Below are 19,497 nucleotides of genomic sequence, written 5' to 3'. Positions count from 1 at the left end.
CCCTCGGGGACGGCCTCCCGCGCCGTATCTCGTCGCAGGGAGCACCTACCGTCATTGTGCGCCCCGCGGGGACGTTCACGCAGTTCCCCGTGTCACATCTGGGCCGAAAACTTCCGGATCAGCCGCCGGTGACGATGCCTGAACAGCGCACCGACCACCATCCGCACCACCGGTCCCGGCAGCACCGTCCGGGGTTCGGCCCGCAGGGTGTCGGTCACCCGGGTCGAGCCGTCGGGCAGGTCGTCGAGCTCCCGGCGGTGCTCCCACACGCGGCACGACCCCAGGCTCGAGCGCTCCTGGAAGTAGCGCGGCGCCTCCATCCCGGAGAGCACCAGGTCGTCGAACTCGACCGGGACGATCCCCGCCAGCAGGATCCACGCCCGCCCCGCCGGGCGACCGAGCGGGAGGTCCGCGATCGTCGCCCCCCGCAGCGACGCCGGGAACCGCATCGTCAGCAGCGGGCCGAACTCGTCCGCGACGCCCTCGGCCGTGACGACCCGCGCCCACACCCGTTCCCGGGCCGCGGGTACGACGCTCGAGCGCACGACCTCCACGGCACGCGCCCGACCAGCGGCCCGCCCGTCACCGCGGCGCATGGTCCGGGGTTCTCGTGGCCGGTTCGGCGGGATCGGTCTCGTCGTCGTCGCGGTGGAGGCGCCCCTCGTCGTCGTCACCGGTGGGGTGAGCCTCGCTGTCGGGCCCGGACACCTCGTCGCGCCCGGGCACCAGGCCCGGCCCGAGGTTCTCGCCGCCGCCAGCCAAACCACCGCCGTCCGGGCCGCCCCGGGCCGCGCTGCCGCCGTCCGCGCCGCCCCGGGCCGCGAGGTGGCGCACGACGGTGTTGGCCATCGCCGTGACCGGCACCGCGAACAGCGCGCCCACGACACCGAACAGGTACGTCCCGGCCGTGACCACGAGGATCACCGCCAGCGGGTGCAGCGCCACGGCGTGGCCCATCAGCAGTGGCTGGAGCACGTGCGACTCGACCTGGTGGACGACCACGACGATCGCCAGCATCGCGACCGCGATCGCCGGCCCCCGCTCGACCAGCGCCAGGACCGTGGGGATCACCCCGGCGACGAGGGTGCCGACGATGGGCACGAACGACGCGAGGAACACCACCACGACGATGGGGATCACGAACGGCACCCGCAGCAGCAGCGCGCCCAGGCCGACGCCCGCGGCGTTGATCGCGGCCACGGTGAGTTGCGTGCGCGTGTACGCACCGAGGCTGCCCCAGCCCCGGCGGAACGCGGTGTCGACGTGCTCGCGGCTCGCCCGCGGCAGCCACCGGACGAAGAACTCCCAAAGTTTCTCGCCGTGGTAGAGGAAGAAGAACAGCGACACCAGGCAGATGAGCACGCCCGCCACGGCGTCCACGGCCGTGTGTCCGAACTGGACCGCGCCGGCCGCGACCGCCTCGGAGTTCGACTCGATCCAGGTGCGGGCCTGGACGACGGCCTCCTGCAGTCGGTCCGCGGTGAGGTGCAGCGGACCGTCCTCGAGCCACCGCAGGGCGGCGTCGGTGCCGGAGGAGATCTGGTCACGCATGCGGGGCACGCCGGTCGCGAGCTGGGTGGTAACCGCCGCGAGCGCGGCGAGGATGACCGCGAGGACCCCGACGACGACGACGAGGGCCGCGGCCGCCCGCGGGACCCGCTCCGGGATGCGGTCCACCATCGGGCGGAGCATGGCCGCGAGCAGGACCGCGATCGCCAGGGGCGCGATGATCACCGACAGCCGACCGACCGCCTGCCCGACGAGCCACCCGCCGCCCGCGATGAGCAGCAGGCACGCCGACCAGCCCGCCGCCAGCACGACCGGGTACGGCAGGTGCGCACGGTCGAAGGGGGTGGCGGTCGGCGAGCCCTGGGTCATGACCTCGATGTTAAAGCCATTTCAAGACTTCTCAGGTCACATCACGGGGCGAGGTCGGTCCAGCCCACGAAGCCACTCGGATCGTGGCGGCCCAGCACGCCGTGTTCGAACATGCCCCAGCCCTCCGCGCCGTCACACGTGGCCCGGGCGATGTGATCGATGGTCTGGTACGGCATGAACGCCTGCACGTCGGGATCCGCGAGGTCGTAGGCCGTGGACAGGCTCCAGCCGCGCCCCTTCCACTGGCCGTGCTGCCAGTCCGGGTCGCCCACGTATCCGGATCCCATGCTCAGTGGGATGTAGCCGAGGGTCTCCACCCCCACCACCACCGGCTCGCCGGTGGGCGTGGTGAGGTGGATCCGCGCGGTCTCGGGGTGCCGGGTACCGCTGCGGTAGTCGATCTCCACGCGCGGCCAGCCCAGCTGCTCGACCCGGCCGTCCTTCCACGTGCGGGTGGCGTGGCTCAGGGTGCGGTGACCGTCCGGGCTCTCCTGCATGATGATCATCAGCGCGTAGTCGTCGAACCGCAGCGGGACGTACGTCCACCAGTGGCCCTCACGCGGCTCGTCGGCCGAGCGACCCTTGGGCTCCGGGTCGCCGCTGGGACGAATGCCCCAGGAGCGGTCGCGGCTGCCCATCCACACGTCGGGATCCACGGTGAAGTCGGTGCCCTCGGCGGTGAGCGTGCCGGACCAGCTGCCCACCTGGGCGAAGCGTGTCGCATCGAGGATCAGCCGGGGCCCGTCGAGCAGCATGTGCCGCTCCTCGAGGACCGCCTCGAACGAGCCGTGCCAGGTGAGGTCGAACGAGAGGTCCTCGTGCTCGCAGAGCAGGCGGACGGTCCGCAGCGGCTCGATCACCTCGACCCGGTACCCGCCCACGACCGAGTCGAGGGACCGCTCGTCGCTGGCGTCGGAGAAGCGGACCGAGCGTTGCCGGTCGCCCTGTCGGACGGTGGCGAAGGCGTCGATCACGCCGAGATTGGGGTACACCCCCAGTCCGGTGACGAGGTAGACGTCCCCGGTCCGGTCATGGGCGTTGAAGTAGTAGCGGTCGTAGAAGTTGCGGTCACTCGTGGCGACCTGCGCCATCGAGAGCGGGGACTGGTGGACCGGGTACTCGTCGAGGGGCGCGGGCTTGATCGTCATGGACTCTCCTGGGAGTGCTCTGGGCCGGTGGTACATGCCGGGGGGCGGCGGTGTGGGGCGGTGGGGTGGTGCGGTCGGTCCGCCCGGGTGTCAGTCGGCGATCATCCGCGCGAGCATGGCGTGGTGCAGGACGTACTCGTCCGGGTTCTCGTGCGCCTCGACCTCGCCGAAGTGGACGCGGCGGCGCTCGATCTGCGACATCACGATGCCGTGGCGCAGGGCGGCGTAGGTGCGGAAGAACTCCAGCTCGCGAACCGGTGACCCGGTGAGCTCCTCGTATCGGGCGACCACGGCGCCGTGGGGGAACAGGTCGGGCAGGCCGGGGAAGTCCCACTGCTCGGCGATCTCCTGGAACATGTCGTGGAAGAACAGGAACCAGCCCAGGTCGAGCTCCGGCGGGGCGAGGGTGGCCGACTCCCAGTCGAGCACGGCGGCGGGTTCGACCCCGTCGAACATGATGTTGCCGATCCTCGCGTCGCCCCAGCAGAGCACGTCCGGCGACAGCTCGGTGGGCCAGTTCTCCTCGATCCAGTCGAACGCCCGCTCCAGGACCGGGATCCGGAGACCGTCCTCCCGGCGGGTCCACTCGTAGTAGGCGCGCTCGTTCTCCACGTGGGCCCGGAGACTGTCGACGCCGGCGGCCGGCGCGGCGTCCCCGAGCGCGGTCCGTGGGTCCGGGATGCCGTGAACCCGGGCCAGCACCTCCACGCTCACGTCGCGCACCCGCGCCCGCCCGGTCTCTTCCAGCCCCTCCACCACCCAGCCGCCGAACACGGACGGCGGATTGTCGACGGGGACCCGGCCGGAGACACGGTCCATCACCAGGAAGGGCACGCCCAGGATCTCGGGCGAGTCCTCGACCCAGCGGACGTCGGGCACCGGCAGGTCGGCCCGCTCTCGGACGGCGCGCATCACGGCAGCCTGCCCGGCCAGGTCGTAGTCGGGGAACACCGGGAACGAGGAGGCCTCCGGCGCGAGTCGGGCCACCAACTCCGCGCGCTCGTCGCGCCCGTCCGCGGTCCACTCGGCGTCGAGCAGGACGGAGATGCTCGACATGCCCGAGCTCTCGGGGCGCCGGATCGACGTCACGCGGACCGGTCCCGTGCTGCCCACCCGCTCGGCCAGCCACGTCTCCAGTCGGGCCCGGACCTCGTCGAGGTCGGTGGTCGAGGTGATGATGTCGGTCTTGACGTCGTCCGCCGTCACGTCCTGGCTCATGTCCGTCGTTCCTTCTTCCGGTGACGCGCCCTTCATCCGGGCGGTGAGCTAGATCACACCACGAACGTAGACTTGAGTCTAGGTTTTCCGCCGACGGATATCGTGGACCCGGACGCACTGCGAGCCACCGAGCCGCCGAGCCGCTGAGCCGCTGACGAGGGGACGAGGGGACGAGACGACAGATGCAGACGTGGCCGCCGATCGACACCGAACCGCCGCCCGATTCCTCCCGGCGCGCGCACAACAAGCACGCGGTCCGCACGAGCCTGCTGCAGGCCGCCCGTCAGCTCTTCGCCGAACGCGGGGTCGCCGAGACCACAGCGGAGGAGATCGCCGAGGCGGCCGGCGTCTCCCGCGCGACGTTCTTCAACTACTTCCAGAACAAGCACGGCATCGTCATCGCCCTCCACGACGCCCACGTGTCCACTCTCGGACTGCTGGTCGACGACCTGCTGTCCGAGCCGCTGACCACCGCGGGTCGGCTCGATCGGTTGTTCGCGGACGTCGCCGCCACCGCCGCCACCGCGCCGGTCTACTTCGCGTCGCTGACCGGCGAGCTCGAGCGTGAACTCGCCGTCCCCGCCGTCAGCGCCGCCCGCACCGAGAAGCTGACGTCCACCCTGGTGCGACTGTTGACCCCTGGAGTGGCCGCCGGGGAGGTGCGCGAGGACCTGCCGCTGCGCTTCCTCGCCCAGATGGTCGGCTCCACCTACATCTCGGTGATCCGCTACTGGCGTGAGTCGCCGGACTACGACATCACGCTCAACAGTGCCCGGGCGTCGCACTTCCTGACCGGCGCCCTCGCCCCAGGGAAGGGCTGACCGGACGGTCACCGATTCACCACGGTCGGCGGCCCCGGAGGCGCGAAGTTTACGTCGGTCCGGGTGGTCGCGCGACAGGTTGCAGACCTTCGCCAGTGGAGCAGAATCGCCTGCACGGCTGGAAAAGCCAGTGCACCCAGAACGATTCTCATCCCGAAGGAGTGCCGATGCCCGACAAGAAGTCCGACTCCAAGTCCGCCGCCCGATCCGCGGCCGAGAAGCTCGTCGACAAGGCCGAACAGTTCGCCGACGACCTGGCCGGCAGCGCCGACGTCGTCCCCGGCACGCCGGGGTCGCGACCGCCGACCGTCGCCGAGCCCACGGAACCCACCAGCCCGCTGCCGCCGAAGGCCGACCAGAAGGGCGCGACCCCGTACGGCCCCACCGGCGCGGAGCCGCCCGGCTCGGTCACCGCCCGCGAGGAGGTCATGCGTCAGCAGGGCCAGTTCCTCACCACCGCCCAGGGCGGGCGCCTGTCCGACACCGATCACTCGCTCAAGGCCGGTCGTCGCGGCCCGGTCCTGCTCCAGGACCACCACCTGCGCGAGAAGATCATGCACTTCGACCACGAGCGCATCCCGGAGCGCGCGGTCCACGCCCGTGGGGCCGGTGCGCACGGGACGTTCGTGGCCAACGGCGCCGCAGCGAGCGTCTGCAAGGCCGGCGTCTTTGCCGAGGGTAAGGAGACCGAGGTCTTCGTCCGCTTCTCCACCGTGCTCGGCAACCGCGGATCCGCCGACACGGTCCGCGACACCCGCGGGTTCGCGACCAAGTTCTACACCGACGAGGGCACCTGGGACCTGGTCGGCAACAACATCCCGGTGTTCTTCATCCAGGACGCCATCAAGTTCCCCGACGTCGTCCACGCCGCCAAGCCGCACCCGGATCGCGAGATCCCGCAGGCCCAGAGCGCGCACGACACCTTCTGGGACTTCGTCTCCCTGCACACCGAGGCGCAGGCCCACACCATGTGGAACATGTCGGACCGCGGCATCCCGCGCTCGTTCCGGATGATGGAGGGCTTCGGTGTCCACACGTTCCGGATGATCAACGACGCCGGCGAGACCAGCCTGGTGAAGTTCCACTGGAAGCCCCACCTCGGCGTCCACTCGCAGGTGTGGGAGGAAGCCCAGATCACCGCCGGCATGGACCCGGACTTCCACCGCCGCGACCTGGCCGACGCGATCGAGTCCGGCGCGTTCCCGAAGTGGGACCTGGGCATCCAGGTCTTCCCGGACACGGTCGACGAGAACGGTGTCAGCGAGATGTTCCACGGCATCGACCTGCTCGACCCGACCAAGATCGTCCCCGAGGAGCTCGCGCCGGTCCAGGTGATCGGCACGATGACGCTCAACGCCAACGTCAAGAACTTCTTCGCGGAGACCGAGCAGGTCGCGTTCCACCCGGGCCACCTCGTGCCGGGCATCGACGTCACCAACGACCCGCTCCTGCAGGGCCGACTGTTCTCGTACCTGGACACCCAGCTCACGCGTCTGGGCGGGCCGAACTTCGGCCAGATCCCCATCAACCGCCCCCACGCCCCTGTCAACGACATGCTCCGCGACGGCTTCCACCAGTCCGCCGACCACGTGGGCGTGGCGCCGTACCAGCCCAACAGCCTCGACGGTGGGTGCCCGTTCATGGCGGGCACCACCGACGGTGCGCTGGTGGAGGTGGCGCAGCAGATCGCCGACGCGCAGGTCGTCCGCGACGCCCCGGCGACGTTCGACGATCACTACTCGCAGGCGACGCTGTTCTACACCAGCCTCACCGAGGTGGAGAAGGCGCACGTCGCCGAGGCGTACACCTTCGAGCTGGGCAAGTGCTACGAGGAGGCCATCAAGATCCGGCAGGTCGAGCAGCTCGCGCACATCGACCACGACCTGGCCGTCACCGTCGCGACCGGGTTGGGGCTGCCCGCGCCCGCGAAGGTGCCCGTGGCCGAGGTCGTCACCAGCCCGGCCCTGTCCCAGATCGGCAAGGAGTGGCCGTCCGACGGGCGCCAGATCGGCATCCTCGTCACGGAGAACTCCGACGTCGCCGCGGTCAAGGAACTCGAGCAGGCCGTGTTCGACGACGACATGGTCCCGCTCGTGATCGGCCCGGTCGGCGGCAGGCTCGGCGAGGGCGAGCCCGATGCGACGGTCGCGATCTCGCGGTCCTATCAGACGCAGCGGTCCATCGAGTTCGATGCCCTCGTCGTCGTCGACCTCCCCGCCCACCCGCGGACCGACGTGCTCATCAGCGAGATGTACCGGCACAAGAAGGCCATCGCCACCCTGGCGCCCATCGACCGGTACGTCGACTTCGGGCTGACCTCGGACACGCCGGGCGTGGTCGCGGTCGACGCGGCGGCCGGCGTGCTGCCCGCACTCAAGCCGCTGCTGGCCACCCACCGGGCGTGGGAGCGGCCCGACCCGGCCCGCATCTGACGCAGGGCACGGAGCAGTAGACGGACACCGTGGGTCGGGGATCGCGAGAGGTCCCCGACCCACGGCGTGCGCGGGTAGCGTCTCGGCCATGAGCGACCACCCCGCCACCCGTGAGGCCGCCGCCCGCGAGAGTCCTGCCGGTCTCCGCCTCGAGGCGCGGCGGGTGATCACGGCTCCGGCGGACCGCGTGTTCGCCGTACTGTGCGATCCGGACGGCCACGTGGCGATCGACTCCTCGGGGATGCTCCAGGCGGCCGAAGGATCGGTGGTCACCGCCGAGGGCGACCGGTTCGTCGTCCACATGGACCGCGAGTCCCTCGGCGACTACGACATGGGCGAGTACGACGTCACGGTGATCATCACCCGGTTCGAGCCGGACGCCGAGATCGCCTGGACCATCGACGGGGCCATCACGCCCCCGATCGGCCACACCTACGGCTACCGCCTCATCCCGCTGGGCAATGGCGATAACGGCGATGGCGACGGCGCCGAGGGGGCGCGTACCGAGGTCGTCAGCTACTACGACTGGTCCGACGCGCACCCGAAGTGGCGCGACTCGGGAGTACTGCCGGTGCTGGACGCATCGGCGCTCAAGGCGACGCTCGGAATCCTCGACCGGGCGGTCAGGAGGGGATATGTCCGCGGCTGATCCGAATGCCCACCGGCCGGACCTGTGGTTCTCCCGCGACGGCATGGAGCTGCGCGCGGTGGACTCCGGGCCCGCCGACGGCGAGGCGATCGTCCTGCTCCACGGGTTCCCGCAGCGCACCTCCAGCTGGGACCTCGTGGCGCCGCTGCTGCACGCGGCCGGGTACCGCACCCTGGCGCTGGACCAGCGCGGGTACTGCGAGTCCGCCCGCCCCCGTGGTCGGCGCGCGTACCGGCTGTCGGAACTGGTGGGGGACGTCCTCGCGCTGCTCGACGCCGCCGGCCTGCCCGACGCCCACGTGGTGGGTCACGACTGGGGCGCCGCCGTCGCGTGGGGTGTCGCCGGGGCGCACCCCGACCGCTTCCGCAGTCTCACCGCCGTGTCGGTCCCCCACCCCGCCGCCTTCCTCAAGGCCATGGTCGTCTCCGACCAGCTACTGCGATCCTGGTACATCGGGCTCTTCCAGCTGCCGTTCCTGCCGGAGCGACTGCTCACCTCGGCCGGCCCGCGGCCCGAGAAGGCCCTGGCCGGGATGGGGATGACGCCCGAGATGATCGAGCGCTACCGGCGTGAGATGGTCGCCGCCGGCGCGATCCCCGGGGGACTCGGCTGGTACCGGGCCCTGCCCTTCGCCTCACCGTCCCGCTCGACCGCGGCGGTCCGTGTGCCCACCACGTTCGTGTGGAGTGACCGCGACCCGGCCCTGGGCCGCGGGGGCGCCGAGCGGACCCGCCACCACGTGGACGCCGACTACCGGTTCGTCGAGATGGGCGGGGTCAGTCACTGGATCCCCGACGAGCGGCCGGCAGAGCTGGCCGATGCGATCGTGGCCCGTGCCCGGTCGACCGCGGACGGCTCGGGTCCCGGGGCCTGAACTCCACCGCACCGGGTGCGCGCGGCCCGGTGCGGTGTCACGCTGGGCCGATGTTCTTCATCTTCGGTTTCAAGAACTCGTCCCGGAACCTCGGGCTGGCCCGGGCCACGTGCCCGAACTGCGGCAACGTCGCCGCACAGCGGGTCGACCGTCGGAAGCGAGCGTTCTCCCTGTTCTTCATCCCCATCATCCCGCTGGGGTCGTCATACACGGCCACGTGCACGGCGTGCGGCATCACCACCAAGATCGACCGGTCGCGGGTCGACGGGATCCTGTCCGGCGCGTACTGATCCGGCCGCTCAGCTCTCCCGCGCCGGCACCGCTGGGGCCGTGGCCTTGTCCTCCCACGGTGGCGGGATCGTGGCGGCGACCGCCGCGGCAAGGAGGGTCGCGCCGCAGCCGAACATCAGACCGACCCGGAATCCGGTCTCGGTGGGGACAAACAGCCCCTCGAAGTCCATGGACATCTGGGTGAGCAGCACGCCGAGCACCGCGGCAGAGGTCGTGGTGCCGATGGAGCGCATGAGCGTGTTGACGCTGTTGGCCGAGCCCATCTCGGAGGTGGGGACCGAGGCCATGATCAGCGCGGGCATCGCACCGTAGGCCAGCCCCACACCGCCGCTCACCACGATGCCGACGGTCATCACACCCCAGGTCGATCCCATGAGGAACAACCCGGACGCATAGCCGACCGCGACCACCAGCGCTCCCAGGATGAGCGTGGTCTTGGGGCCGCGGGTGCCGATGAGCCTCCCGCTGAGTGGGGAGACCGCCATCATCGCCAGCCCGCCGGGCGCGCTCCACAACCCCATGGCCACCATCGACTGGCCCAACCCGTGTCCGGTCTCGACCGGGAGCTGGAGAATCTGGGGCATGATCAGCAGCTGCGCATAGAGGCCCATGCCGATGGTCACCGAGGCGATGTTGGTCATCAGGACGGGGCGACGGGCGGCAACCCGCAGGTCCACGATGGGTGACGGATGCCGAAGTACCCACAGCGCCCATCCCGGCAGTGACACCGCGGTGAGCGCCAGCAAGCCGAGGGTCAACGGGGAGCTCCAGCCCCAGTCGGCGCCCTTGGACACCGCGAGCAGCAGCGAGATGAGGGCGATCGCGAGCCCCACTGCGCCGATGACGTCGAGCGTGCCGTCCGGTTTGGCGGCCGGCAGCGTCCGGAGACGCACCATCATCATCACGATGATCGCCACGCCCAGGGCCCCGGACCCCCAGAACATCCACTGCCACGAACCGTATTGCGCCAGGGCGGCCGCCGCCGGGAGCCCGAGCGCCCCTCCCACTCCGAGCGACGAACTCATCAGACTGATCGCCGGTGCGAGTCGACGCGCCGGGAGGATCTCGCGCATCGTGGCGATGCCGATGGGGATCACACCGATTCCCACGCCCTGCAGGGCGCGCCCGATGAGCATCGGCCACAGCGAGGTGGCCAGTGCGCACAGCACCGAGCCGACGACCATGACCGCCGTGCAACCGATGAGCACGTACTTCTTCGGATAGAGGTCTCCCAGTCGTCCCATGAGCGGACCGGCCACCGCTCCGGCGAGCAGCGTGATGGTGACGACCCAGGAGGCGTTGACCGCGGAGGTGTTGAGAATCGCCGGCAGCATGCCCAGCAGCGGGATGACCAGCGTCTGACTGAGAGACATGACGATGCCGCCGAAGGCGAGGACCGCGATGAGACCGTTCTCGTCCGACCGGACGGTGTCGGCGTCCCCACCGCGCGTTCGTGCCATCATCCCGTGTCCTTCCGACCGAGGCTCGCTTCCGGAGCCTCTCGTCGGACATTACAGACAGGTGTCGAACGGGTTCTCGTTCCGGGCACCGCCACCGTGTTCGACATGGCGGTCCGACGTGGCGGAATCCTCGCCCACTATTGTCTGCCGCTGTCCGCAGTGCGACGATGAGCGGGTGGACACCACCGGCTCGACCCGGCGGATCACCCGCCGGCCCACCGTCTCCGTGGGGGCGTTCCTCGCCGCCACGGCCGTCGCACTGACCGCCGCCGTCACGGCCCCGGCCACCGCGAACGCCCAGGACTCCTCCGAGGCCATCCCGCGACTGTTCCCCGCTCCCGACCGCGTGATCGCCGTGGGCGGCTCACCCACGGGGCTGTGCGCGGGCGCGATCTCCACCACCCTCAACGGCGACGGGTACCCGGACACGGCATCCGTCTCCTGGGCCTTCGCCGTCGTCGGGGTGGGCCCGTGCAACCTCACGGCCACCCTCTCGTGGCGCAACCTCGACACCGGCGCCACCGGGGAGAAGGTTGCACAGGTCCCGTTCCCGCGGATCTCGACGGGCATCCCCGATCCGATCTCCCACCCCTACGAGGCGCAGATCTCCACCGGCCCGGGCCGGGTCGAGTACCGACTCACCACCACCGGCGGGGCCGTCGCCGGGCCGATCGTCGTGGAAACGGTCCCCTACGACGGCTGACAGCGGCCGGGGCGGACGTGTAGGCGGCATGGCCGCGGCCGAGACGGGACGCGGGCGTGGCGAGGCTCGGCGTCAGCCGAGCAGCCCCTCGGCCGCGATCCGCCAGTCCTCCACCGGCGGCGTCAGCACGTTCTCGCCCAGCACCTGCACCAGCACGGTCGAGGCCCCTGCGTCCAGGTGCTCCTGCACCCGCGCCCGCGTCGCCTCGACCCCGCGGGTGACCATCGCGTGCTTGAGCCGATCGCTGCCCCCGCGCACGTAGTCCGACTCGTCGAACCCCTGCCGGGTCCACGAGTTCCGATAGTTCGGCAGGCCTGTATAGACGTTGAGGTGATCGTGGGCCCGCGACCGCCACACCTCGTCGTCGTCGTCGACTCCCTCGGCCACCACCGCGGCGTGCTCCACGACCAGGGCCGGCCCGTCGTCGGCGGTCCCGCCGAGGATCTCCCGCGCCCGCGCGGTGTGCTCCGGCAGCGTCAGGTACGGGTGGGCGCCGGCGGTGCGATCGCGCGACAACTCGAGCATCTTGGGGCCGAGCGCGGCGAGCGCGACCGGCGGCATCGTGTCCTCGCCCGCCGCCATGGGCTGAGTCCGGTCGAGCGCGTCGAGGTACTCACGCATCGCCGACAGCGGCCGCCCGTAGTTGTGACCACGGTGGCGCTCGACCAGCGGCGCGTGCGAGACGCCGAGACCCAGGACGAACCGGCCCGGGTGCATGGCCTCGATCGTCCGGGCGGCCGCCCCCGCCGCCGAGGCGTCGCGGCCGTAGATGTTGGCGATGCCGGTGCCGATCGCCATCCGGCGCGTGACACCCAGGTACAGCTGCGCGGCGGTGAACGCCTCCCGGCCCACGGCCTCGCCGAACCACAGCGAGCCCCAGCCCTGGTCGTCGAGCTCCCCGAGCACGTCGGGGATCGCCGCCGGCGTCAGTCCCTCCAGCGAGCCGGTCCACAGGCCGATCCGGCCGAGCTGCTCGCGACCTGCTCCGCGCCCGCGGTCTCGGTTCGATGCGCTGTCCTGGAGGGCACTCATATCCCCGAGTGTGCCCGACCCCGTCGTCGCCGGGCCGGCCATTCGCCGCAAACGGCCGCGCCCGTCGACCCGGTCGCGACACACTGAGCTGACACGTGTTGCAGTGACACGCGGCACACCCCGGGCACCGAGGAGACGAGACGCCGATGTACGAGTGGTCCGAGACCGACCTGATGATCCGCGACGCCGTGCGCGGCTTCATCGCCAAGGAGATCCGCCCCCAGCTCGACGCCCTGGAGAGCGGTGAGATCCCGCCGTACCCGATCATCCGGAAGCTGTTCGCCGAGTTCGGCATCGACGCCATGGCCCGCGACGGGGTCGAGAAGATGCTGGCGAAGGAGCGGGCGCGCGAGACCGTCGGCGCGGCCGCCGGGGGTGGGACCGCGGGCGGCGGGTCAGCCGGCGGCGGGGCTGCATCCGGTGACGCGCCGCGCGGCGACGGTGGGAGGGGGGACGACGACGAGGGCGGCGATTCCGGCGGCGCCCTCGAGAACCGGGATTCCATGATGGCCGTGGTGACCAGCGAGCTGGCCGGCGCGTGCATGGGGCTGGTCTCCGCGCTCGGCGTGAGCCTCGGACTGGGCGCCACCACGATCATGTCCCGCGGGACGCTGGCGCAGAAGGAACGCTGGTTGCCCGGGATCGTGACCATGGAGAAGGTCGCGTCATGGGCGATCACCGAGCCGGACTCCGGTTCCGACGCCTTCGGCGGCATGCGGACCTACGTGCGGCGCGACGGCGAGGACTACATCCTCAACGGCCAGAAGACCTTCATCACCAACGGGCCGTACGCGGACGTGATGATCGTCTACGCCAAGCTCGACGAGGGGTCGGGTGGAGCGGGCGGCACCGGACCGGCCACGGACGCCGACAAGCGCGACCGCAAGGTCCTGACGTTCGTGCTGGACAAGGGCATGGAGGGCCTCACGCAGGGTGCTCCCTTCAAGAAGATGGGCCTGCACAGTTCCCCGACCGGGGAGCTGTTCTTCGACAACGTCCGCCTCGGCAGGGACCGGCTGCTCGGCGAGTCCGAGGAGGGTCGCGGGGGCGACGGCCGCGAGTCGGCGCGGTCGAGCTTCACCGCCGAGCGGATCGGGGTGGCCACCATGTCGCTGGGCATCATCGAAGAGTGCCACCGGCTGTGCGTCGACTACTCCCGCGAGCGCACCCTGTGGGGCCAGGAGATCGGGCGCTTCCAGCTGATCCAGCTCAAGCTGGCGAAGATGGAGGTCGCGCGGATGAACGTGCGCAACATGGTCTTCAACTCCATCGAGCGCGCGCGTGTCGGCAAGCCGCTCTCGCTCGCCGAGGCGTCGGCGATGAAGCTGTACTCGTCCGAGGCGGCCACCGAGGTGGCGATGGAGGCCGTGCAGTTGTTCGGCGGCAACGGATACATGGCCGACTACCGCGTCGAGCAGCTCGCCCGCGACGCCAAGTCGCTCATGATCTACGCGGGCAGCAACGAGATCCAGGTGACCCACATCGCGAAGGGACTCCTCGCGCGCTGAGGTTCTGGTCCGTCCGATCGGTTGCCTCCCGCGCCCGCTCTCGTACCGTCAGTGCATGGCCACCGAGATGTTGCACACGTACATGCAGGACCACCACGCCGGTGCCGCCGCCGGGATCGACCTGCTCCGCCGCGTGGCCGAGGACCACGACGATCCGGAGACCAGGAAGGTCGTCTCCCGCATCGGCGACGAGACCGTGGACGACCTCAGGAGCCTCGAGGAGCTCATGACGCTGGCGGGGACGTCACCCTCGATGCTCAAGGACCTGCCCGCCAAGGCCGCCGAGAAGTTCGGCCAGCTCAAGCCCAATCGCCGTGCCGCCGAACGTTCCCCGCTGAGCGATCTGGTCGAGCTCGAGGCACTGACCCTCGCCGTGACGGGCAAGACGCTCGGCTTCAAGGCGTTGCTCGACATCGACGACCCCCGGCTCCCCCGGCCCACGCTGGAGAAGCTGGTCGAGCGTGCGGAGCAGCACGGACGCGAACTGGAGAAGCTCCGTCTGCGTTGCACGGACGCGCTGAAGAAGCAGTGACCAGGCGGGGCGGCCCGGGGGTCTGCCGCCGGTTCTATCCGACTCCGCTGCAGGCCCCGGCGTTGGTCGTCCCCGACCTCGGTCAGACGTTCCGAATCGCGATCGACCGGGTGTTGAGATAGCACTCCATGGCCTGGGGACCGGCCTCGGAGCCGTAACCCGAGTCCCTCACCCCGCCGCCCGACGGCCGCCACGCGGACGACAGACGACCACATCCGCTACTCCCCCTCGGGATCCGCTACTCCAATCGGAATAGCGGATCCGTAGGGCGGGTAGCGGATGTGGTCGAACGGTCGAACGGTTGAACGGGCGGGTCAGCGCGTCAGGCCCTGGCGCCCTGCTGATCCTTGACCGCGGCCAGGATGTCGTCGACGCGGTCCTTGGCGTCGCCGAACAGCATCTGGGTGTTGTCGCGGAAGAACAGCGGGTTCTGGACGCCGGCGTAACCGGCGGCCATCGACCGCTTGAACACGATGACGTTCTCGGCCTCCCAGACGTGGAGCACGGGCATACCCGCGATCGGGCTACCCGGGTCCTCGGCGGCATCCGGGTTCACGGTGTCGTTGGCACCGATGACCAGCACCACGTCGGTGTCCGCGAAGTCGTCGTTGATCTCGTCGAGCTCGAGCACGATGTCGTAGGGCACCTTGGCCTCGGCCAACAGGACGTTCATGTGGCCGGGCAGGCGACCGGCGACCGGGTGGACGGCGAAGCGCACGTCGACGCCGCGCTCACGCAGGGTGCGCGTGAGGTCGGCGACCGGGTACTGCGCCTGTGCCACGGCCATGCCGTAACCGGGGGCGATGATCACCCTCGAGGCGTCCGCCAGCATCTCGGCCGCACCGGCGACATCGATCTCGGTGTGCTCGCCGTGGTCCTTGCCCTCGCCCGACGAGGCCTCGATACCGAAGCCGCCCATGATGACGGAGAAGAACGAGCGGTTCATCGCCTTGCACATGATGTAGGACAGGTACGCGCCCGAGGAGCCGACCAGCGCGCCGGTCACGATGAGCAGATCGTTGCCCAACAGGAAGCCGGTGGCCGCGGCGGCCCAGCCGGAGTACGAGTTGAGCATCGACACCACGACCGGCATGTCGCCGCCACCGATGCTGGCGACCAGGTGCCAGCCCAGGGTCAGCGCCAGGGCGGTGACCACGATGAGCATCCACAGCGCGGGGGAGATGACGAACCACACGGTCAGCGCGACGAACGCCACGAGGATGCCGAGGTTGATGAGGTTCTTGCCCGGCAGCACCAGCGGTGCGGACTTCATCTTCCCCGACAGCTTGAGGTAGGCGACGATCGAACCGGTGAAGGTGACGGCGCCGATGAACACGCCGATGAACACCTCGGCGTGGTGGATGCCGAGCAGCGAACCGGTGAGCTCACCGTGCAGCTCGGGCTCCAGGTAGCCGTTCCACCCGACCAGCACGGCGGCCAGGCCGACGAACGAGTGCAGCAGGGCGATGAGTTCGGGCATCTCGGTCATCTGCACGCTGCGCGCGCGCATCAGGCCGATGACGGCGCCGATGGCGACGGCCACGACCATCAACACGATGCCGATGGTGGCGGGCTGGTGGTCGATGACCAGCGCGACGGTGGCGACCAGGGCCAGCGCCATGCCGGCGATGCCGAAGGTCAGGCCCCGGCGGGCGGTCTCGTGCTTGGACAGCCCGGCGAGCGACAGGATGAACAGCAGTGCGGCGACCAGGTAGGCCGCATTGGCGGCGGTCTCAACAGACATCTGCTCAGGCTCCCTTCGAGAACATGCCGAGCATGCGACGCGTCACGGCGAAACCGCCGAAGACGTTGATGGACGCGACGAGGATCGCGATGGCGGCGAGCGCCAGGCCGAGGGTGTTGTCGATCCCGACCTGCAGCAACGCACCCACGACGATCACTCCGGAGATCGCGTTGGTCACCGACATCAACGGGGTGTGCAGCGCGTGGTGCACGTTGCCGATGACGTAGTAGCCGATCACGATCGCCAGCACGAACACCGTGATGTGACGCGGGATGTCGCCCGGCGCGACCGCGGTGAGCAGCAGCAGCAACGCCATGCCGGCGGCGATCAGGCCGAGCTTCGCGCCGGCCGACATCTTCTTCTTCTCAGGTTTGGGCTCGACCGGTTCGGGGGCAGCGGCCGCCGCGGGGGCGGCACTGACCTGCACCGGCGGGGGCGGCCACATGATCTCGCCGCCCCGTGTCACCGTCACACCGCGCTGGACCACGTCGTCCATGTCCAGCGCCCACGCCCCGTCCTTGTCCGGGGTGACCAGCTTGGTCAGGTTGACCAGGTTGGTGCCGTACAGCTGCGAGGCCTGGGCGGGTAGCCGCCCGGCCAGGTCGGTGTAACCGATGATCGTGACACCGCCCTCGGTGACGACGACCTGGTCGGGGACGCTGCCCTCGACGTTGCCGCCCTGCGCGGCGGCCATGTCGACGATGACCGAGCCACGCTTCATCGTCGCGATGTCGGCGGCCGTGATCAGGCGCGGTGCCTGCCGACCCGGGATCAGCGCCGTGGTGATGATGATGTCCACGTCGGCTGCCTGCTCCGAGTAGAGATTCGCCGCGGCCCGGTCGTAGGCCTCACTGGTGGCCTTGGCGTAACCGTCGGTGGAGACGACCTTCTCCTCCTCCGGCACCTCGACCGGCAGATACTCGCCACCGATCGACTTGACCTGGTCGGCCACCTCGGGCCGCGGATCGGTCGCGCGGACGATGGCGCCCAGACTCGAGGCGGCCCCGATCGCGGCGAGACCCGCCACGCCGGCACCCGCGACGAGGACCTTGGCCGGCGGGACCTTGCCCGCCGCGGTGACCTGGCCGGTGAAGAACCGCCCGAAGTGGTGCGCGGCCTCGATCACGGCGCGGTAGCCGGCGATGTTGGCCATCGACGACAGCACGTCCATCGACTGCGCCCGCGAGATACGCGGGACCGCATCCATCGCCAGCGCGGTCACGCCGCGCTCGGCGAGCACACCGAGAAGGTGCTCGTTCTGCGCCGGGGCCAACAGGCCCACCAGCGTCGCGCCCGACCGGACCCGCGCCACCTCTGCCTCGGTGGGCACGGCGACCTTCATCACCACGTCCGCCGACCACGCGGCGTCACCATCGGCCAGCTCGGCACCGGCCTCGGCGTATGCGGCATCCGCGAACTCCGCGCGGGTACCGGCGCCGTGCTCCACCACGACCCGGTATCCCAGGCCGATCAGCTTCGCCACCGTCTCGGGCGTCGCCGCCACGCGGTTCTCCGCCGGGTTGGACTCGGCGACCACACCGATCACCGACGGCGCGACACCGGCATCCCGGACATCGGAATCCGGCTTCATATCAGGGATCTCTTCAAGGCTCGAAGCCATAGGGCATCCTTTTACTGCGTTGTGAGCGAGCCGACGCGTGTGCGCCGGCTCTGACGTCTCGAGTTTTGGCGTGTTCTACGTATTCTCCACAGGCCCGGCACGTGTGTGCCCGGGGTGCGCTCCAGTCACCGATCCGAGATCAGAGCTCACGAAGCGGCTCGGGGTGGGATGGTTACCCCTGCTTCGTCCACCGTTACGGCGTCGTCCTCCGGCGCGGGCAGGGTGGCGCCACGTCCACCGGAAGAACTTCCGGCAGAGCCTACGGGACACTGTGGACCGCGAACGAGCCGGTGGGACCGTTTTCGAGAGCCTTGTGACGTAAACCATACGGCTTGGTGCTTAGTGGCATGAAACAAAAAGCACCCCGGACCGTCAGAGACGATCCGGGGTGCTCCCGATCTGTGGGCGAAGGGGGACTTGAACCCCCACGTCCCGAAGGACACTGGCACCTGAAGCCAGCGCGTCTGCCATTCCGCCACTCGCCCGAGTAACGCCCGAATACGTTAACACGCGGCGTTCCGACCGCACTAATCGGCTGGTGAGGGCTTCCCGGCGGCTGGAAGCGTGCTTCCCACCGCCACCGCCTCTATGATCGACCGGATGCCGCCGCGGGCGGCGCGAGGACAGCCGAGCCGGCCGATGGCCGCGGCCCACCACGAGGAAGGAGGCGAGGTATGGGGATCGTCGGGAAGTTCGAGCGCACCCTTCAGGGCGCGGTCGGCGACGCGTTCGCCCGTCTCTTCGGCGGGAAAGTCGTGGCGGCCGAGGTGGAGTCACAGCTCCGCAAGCAGGCGGAGGCCTCCCTCAAGGTGGTCGACGGGCACCTGTTGGTGTCCAACAGCTACACCATCACCCTGGCCCGGTCGGACTACGCCTCCTTCACCGAGGACGAGGCCCTGGCCGTCAAGACCTTCTCCCGCCACCTGTCGGATCACATCTCCGAACAGGGCTGGGAGACGTACGGCCCGGTCACCGTGACCTTCGTGGAGCGCGATGACCTCCACACCGGACAGATGCGTATCGACGGGGTCGTGGACCCCGACGCCGTCCCGTTCCACATCTCGGCCGCCGCGCCGGCGCCGGCGCCGGATCATCCGGCGCCGTCGTCGCCGGGTGGGGACCGACGGGGCGTGGACGGGCCGAGTGCGAGCAAGGAGAACAGCGACATGCAGGCACCCGCTTCCAACTATCCGGTCTCGACCGGCCCCGGAGCCCGGAGCGCGGGCTGGGGTGGCCCGTCGGACGCCCCCACCCAGATCACCCAGGGCCGGGCCTCGCTGACGGTCACGCTGCACCTCGAGGACGGCTCGGGGCGGACGTTCCGCCTCCAGCGGGGCTCCAACCTGCTGGGACGCGGGCAGGACGCAGCGTTCCGCCTGCCCGACACCGGGGTGTCACGCCAGCACGCGGACATCCATTTCGATGGTCGGGAAGCGGTTCTCACCGACCTCGGCTCGACCAACGGCACCACGGTGAACGACGGGCCGATCCAGGACTGGCAACTCGCCGACGGCGACGTCATCAGGGTCGGACACTCGGAGATCACCGTCCGGTTCGACTAGCCTCGACACGGATGACCCCCGGAA

General features: G+C 70.3%; 17 protein-coding genes and 1 tRNA gene. 9 read left to right on the top strand and 9 right to left on the bottom strand.

Going from position 1 to position 19,497, the window contains the following annotated elements; all coding sequences use genetic code 11:
- Positions 1–92: 92 nt before the first annotated feature.
- The 4 genes from AC3DEV_RS11985 to AC3DEV_RS11970 all read right to left on the bottom strand — a co-directional run bounded on the left by AC3DEV_RS11985 (position 93) and on the right by AC3DEV_RS11970 (position 4,244).
- Positions 93–596, bottom strand: a complete 504-nt coding sequence (locus AC3DEV_RS11985) for a hypothetical protein (protein WP_488372251.1) — start codon at positions 594–596, stop codon at positions 93–95.
- Positions 583–1,878 carry an AI-2E family transporter gene (locus tag AC3DEV_RS11980; protein ID WP_488372250.1) on the bottom strand — a complete coding sequence of 432 codons (1,296 nt, stop codon included), beginning with the start codon at positions 1,876–1,878 and terminating at the stop codon, positions 583–585. The genes AC3DEV_RS11985 and AC3DEV_RS11980 overlap by 14 nt, the downstream gene beginning before the upstream one ends.
- Positions 1,879–1,919: 41 nt before the next feature.
- Positions 1,920–3,026 carry an Rv3169 family protein gene (locus AC3DEV_RS11975; RefSeq protein ID WP_488372249.1) on the bottom strand — a complete coding sequence of 369 codons (1,107 nt, stop codon included), beginning with the start codon at positions 3,024–3,026 and terminating at the stop codon, positions 1,920–1,922.
- A 90-nt stretch (positions 3,027–3,116) separates the two neighbouring features.
- Positions 3,117–4,244, bottom strand: coding sequence for a phosphotransferase family protein (locus tag AC3DEV_RS11970; RefSeq protein ID WP_488372248.1), 1,128 nt, complete (start codon positions 4,242–4,244; stop codon positions 3,117–3,119).
- A gap of 182 nt (positions 4,245–4,426) precedes the next feature.
- Between AC3DEV_RS11970 and AC3DEV_RS11965 the strand changes: the two genes are divergently transcribed.
- The 5 genes from AC3DEV_RS11965 (at position 4,427) to AC3DEV_RS11945 (ending at position 9,310) form a co-directional block, all read left to right on the top strand.
- Positions 4,427–5,065: a TetR/AcrR family transcriptional regulator gene (locus AC3DEV_RS11965; protein ID WP_163375194.1), complete on the top strand. Its 639-nt coding sequence runs from the start codon at positions 4,427–4,429 to the stop codon at positions 5,063–5,065.
- A 167-nt stretch (positions 5,066–5,232) separates the two neighbouring features.
- Positions 5,233–7,497 (top strand): catalase, encoded by a 2,265-nt coding sequence (locus AC3DEV_RS11960; RefSeq protein ID WP_488372247.1) that lies wholly within the window; start codon positions 5,233–5,235, stop codon positions 7,495–7,497.
- A gap of 88 nt (positions 7,498–7,585) precedes the next feature.
- Positions 7,586–8,146: an SRPBCC family protein gene (locus AC3DEV_RS11955; RefSeq protein ID WP_413956935.1), complete on the top strand. Its 561-nt coding sequence runs from the start codon at positions 7,586–7,588 to the stop codon at positions 8,144–8,146.
- Positions 8,133–9,020: an alpha/beta fold hydrolase gene (locus AC3DEV_RS11950; RefSeq protein ID WP_488372246.1), complete on the top strand. Its 888-nt coding sequence runs from the start codon at positions 8,133–8,135 to the stop codon at positions 9,018–9,020. The genes AC3DEV_RS11955 and AC3DEV_RS11950 overlap by 14 nt, the downstream gene beginning before the upstream one ends.
- Positions 9,021–9,070: 50 nt before the next feature.
- Entirely contained in the window at positions 9,071–9,310 is a 240-nt protein-coding gene (locus AC3DEV_RS11945; protein ID WP_067715487.1) for a zinc-ribbon domain-containing protein, read from the top strand.
- 9 nt (positions 9,311–9,319) lie between these two features.
- On the opposite strand, the gene AC3DEV_RS11940 is transcribed toward AC3DEV_RS11945, so the two are convergent.
- Entirely contained in the window at positions 9,320–10,774 is a 1,455-nt protein-coding gene (locus AC3DEV_RS11940) for an MFS transporter (protein ID WP_163375190.1), read from the bottom strand.
- 172 nt (positions 10,775–10,946) lie between these two features.
- On the opposite strand from AC3DEV_RS11940, the gene AC3DEV_RS11935 reads away from it, so the two are divergent.
- Entirely contained in the window at positions 10,947–11,474 is a 528-nt protein-coding gene (locus tag AC3DEV_RS11935; protein ID WP_488372245.1) for a hypothetical protein, read from the top strand.
- A gap of 72 nt (positions 11,475–11,546) precedes the next feature.
- Here the strand turns inward: AC3DEV_RS11935 and AC3DEV_RS11930 are convergent, their stop codons facing one another.
- On the bottom strand, positions 11,547–12,506 hold the full coding sequence (locus tag AC3DEV_RS11930) for a TIGR03620 family F420-dependent LLM class oxidoreductase (protein ID WP_488372244.1): 960 nt from the start codon (positions 12,504–12,506) through the stop codon (positions 11,547–11,549).
- 146 nt (positions 12,507–12,652) lie between these two features.
- Here AC3DEV_RS11930 and AC3DEV_RS11925 point away from each other — a divergent pair, with 146 nt between their 5' ends.
- Both AC3DEV_RS11925 and AC3DEV_RS11920 read left to right on the top strand, forming a co-directional pair.
- Positions 12,653–14,014 carry an acyl-CoA dehydrogenase family protein gene (locus AC3DEV_RS11925; RefSeq protein WP_488372243.1) on the top strand — a complete coding sequence of 454 codons (1,362 nt, stop codon included), beginning with the start codon at positions 12,653–12,655 and terminating at the stop codon, positions 14,012–14,014.
- A 55-nt stretch (positions 14,015–14,069) separates the two neighbouring features.
- Positions 14,070–14,546, top strand: a complete 477-nt coding sequence (locus AC3DEV_RS11920) for a hypothetical protein (protein ID WP_488372242.1) — start codon at positions 14,070–14,072, stop codon at positions 14,544–14,546.
- 322 nt (positions 14,547–14,868) lie between these two features.
- Here the strand turns inward: AC3DEV_RS11920 and pntB are convergent, their stop codons facing one another.
- The 3 genes from pntB to AC3DEV_RS11905 all read right to left on the bottom strand — a co-directional run bounded on the left by pntB (position 14,869) and on the right by AC3DEV_RS11905 (position 18,396).
- The gene (pntB, locus tag AC3DEV_RS11915; protein ID WP_488372241.1) at positions 14,869–16,290 is read right to left on the bottom strand and encodes a Re/Si-specific NAD(P)(+) transhydrogenase subunit beta; all 1,422 of its coding nucleotides are present in this window, start codon (positions 16,288–16,290) and stop codon (positions 14,869–14,871) included.
- 4 nt (positions 16,291–16,294) lie between these two features.
- Positions 16,295–17,881, bottom strand: coding sequence for a Re/Si-specific NAD(P)(+) transhydrogenase subunit alpha (locus tag AC3DEV_RS11910; RefSeq protein WP_488372312.1), 1,587 nt, complete (start codon positions 17,879–17,881; stop codon positions 16,295–16,297).
- Between the two features lie 432 nt (positions 17,882–18,313).
- Positions 18,314–18,396, bottom strand: a tRNA-Leu gene (locus AC3DEV_RS11905).
- A 189-nt stretch (positions 18,397–18,585) separates the two neighbouring features.
- On the opposite strand from AC3DEV_RS11905, the gene AC3DEV_RS11900 reads away from it, so the two are divergent.
- Positions 18,586–19,473 (top strand): FHA domain-containing protein, encoded by an 888-nt coding sequence (locus AC3DEV_RS11900; protein ID WP_120285685.1) that lies wholly within the window; start codon positions 18,586–18,588, stop codon positions 19,471–19,473.
- Positions 19,474–19,497: the final 24 nt, after the last annotated feature.

The organism is Dietzia sp. IBK-p2-15D (assembly GCF_057773105.1).
The sequence above is the reverse complement of the archived record's forward strand: the minus strand, read 5'-3'. Positions and strand labels throughout refer to the sequence as shown.

What these genes read in the sequence shown, in the direction of transcription:
- pntB (WP_488372241.1), bottom strand. Translation starts at nt 16,290, where the DNA reads ATGTCTGTTGAGACCGCCGCCAATGCGGCCTACCTGGTCGCCGCACTG.
- AC3DEV_RS11950 (WP_488372246.1), top strand. Translation starts at nt 8,133, where the DNA reads ATGTCCGCGGCTGATCCGAATGCCCACCGGCCGGACCTGTGGTTCTCC.
- AC3DEV_RS11940 (WP_163375190.1), bottom strand. Translation starts at nt 10,774, where the DNA reads ATGATGGCACGAACGCGCGGTGGGGACGCCGACACCGTCCGGTCGGAC.
- AC3DEV_RS11920 (WP_488372242.1), top strand. Translation starts at nt 14,070, where the DNA reads ATGGCCACCGAGATGTTGCACACGTACATGCAGGACCACCACGCCGGT.
- AC3DEV_RS11925 (WP_488372243.1), top strand. Translation starts at nt 12,653, where the DNA reads ATGTACGAGTGGTCCGAGACCGACCTGATGATCCGCGACGCCGTGCGC.
- AC3DEV_RS11970 (WP_488372248.1), bottom strand. Translation starts at nt 4,244, where the DNA reads ATGAGCCAGGACGTGACGGCGGACGACGTCAAGACCGACATCATCACC.
- AC3DEV_RS11960 (WP_488372247.1), top strand. Translation starts at nt 5,233, where the DNA reads ATGCCCGACAAGAAGTCCGACTCCAAGTCCGCCGCCCGATCCGCGGCC.
- AC3DEV_RS11985 (WP_488372251.1), bottom strand. Translation starts at nt 596, where the DNA reads ATGCGCCGCGGTGACGGGCGGGCCGCTGGTCGGGCGCGTGCCGTGGAG.
- AC3DEV_RS11945 (WP_067715487.1), top strand. Translation starts at nt 9,071, where the DNA reads ATGTTCTTCATCTTCGGTTTCAAGAACTCGTCCCGGAACCTCGGGCTG.
- AC3DEV_RS11930 (WP_488372244.1), bottom strand. Translation starts at nt 12,506, where the DNA reads ATGAGTGCCCTCCAGGACAGCGCATCGAACCGAGACCGCGGGCGCGGA.
- AC3DEV_RS11975 (WP_488372249.1), bottom strand. Translation starts at nt 3,026, where the DNA reads ATGACGATCAAGCCCGCGCCCCTCGACGAGTACCCGGTCCACCAGTCC.
- AC3DEV_RS11955 (WP_413956935.1), top strand. Translation starts at nt 7,586, where the DNA reads ATGAGCGACCACCCCGCCACCCGTGAGGCCGCCGCCCGCGAGAGTCCT.
- AC3DEV_RS11900 (WP_120285685.1), top strand. Translation starts at nt 18,586, where the DNA reads ATGGGGATCGTCGGGAAGTTCGAGCGCACCCTTCAGGGCGCGGTCGGC.
- AC3DEV_RS11910 (WP_488372312.1), bottom strand. Translation starts at nt 17,881, where the DNA reads ATGAAGCCGGATTCCGATGTCCGGGATGCCGGTGTCGCGCCGTCGGTG.
- AC3DEV_RS11965 (WP_163375194.1), top strand. Translation starts at nt 4,427, where the DNA reads ATGCAGACGTGGCCGCCGATCGACACCGAACCGCCGCCCGATTCCTCC.
- AC3DEV_RS11980 (WP_488372250.1), bottom strand. Translation starts at nt 1,878, where the DNA reads ATGACCCAGGGCTCGCCGACCGCCACCCCCTTCGACCGTGCGCACCTG.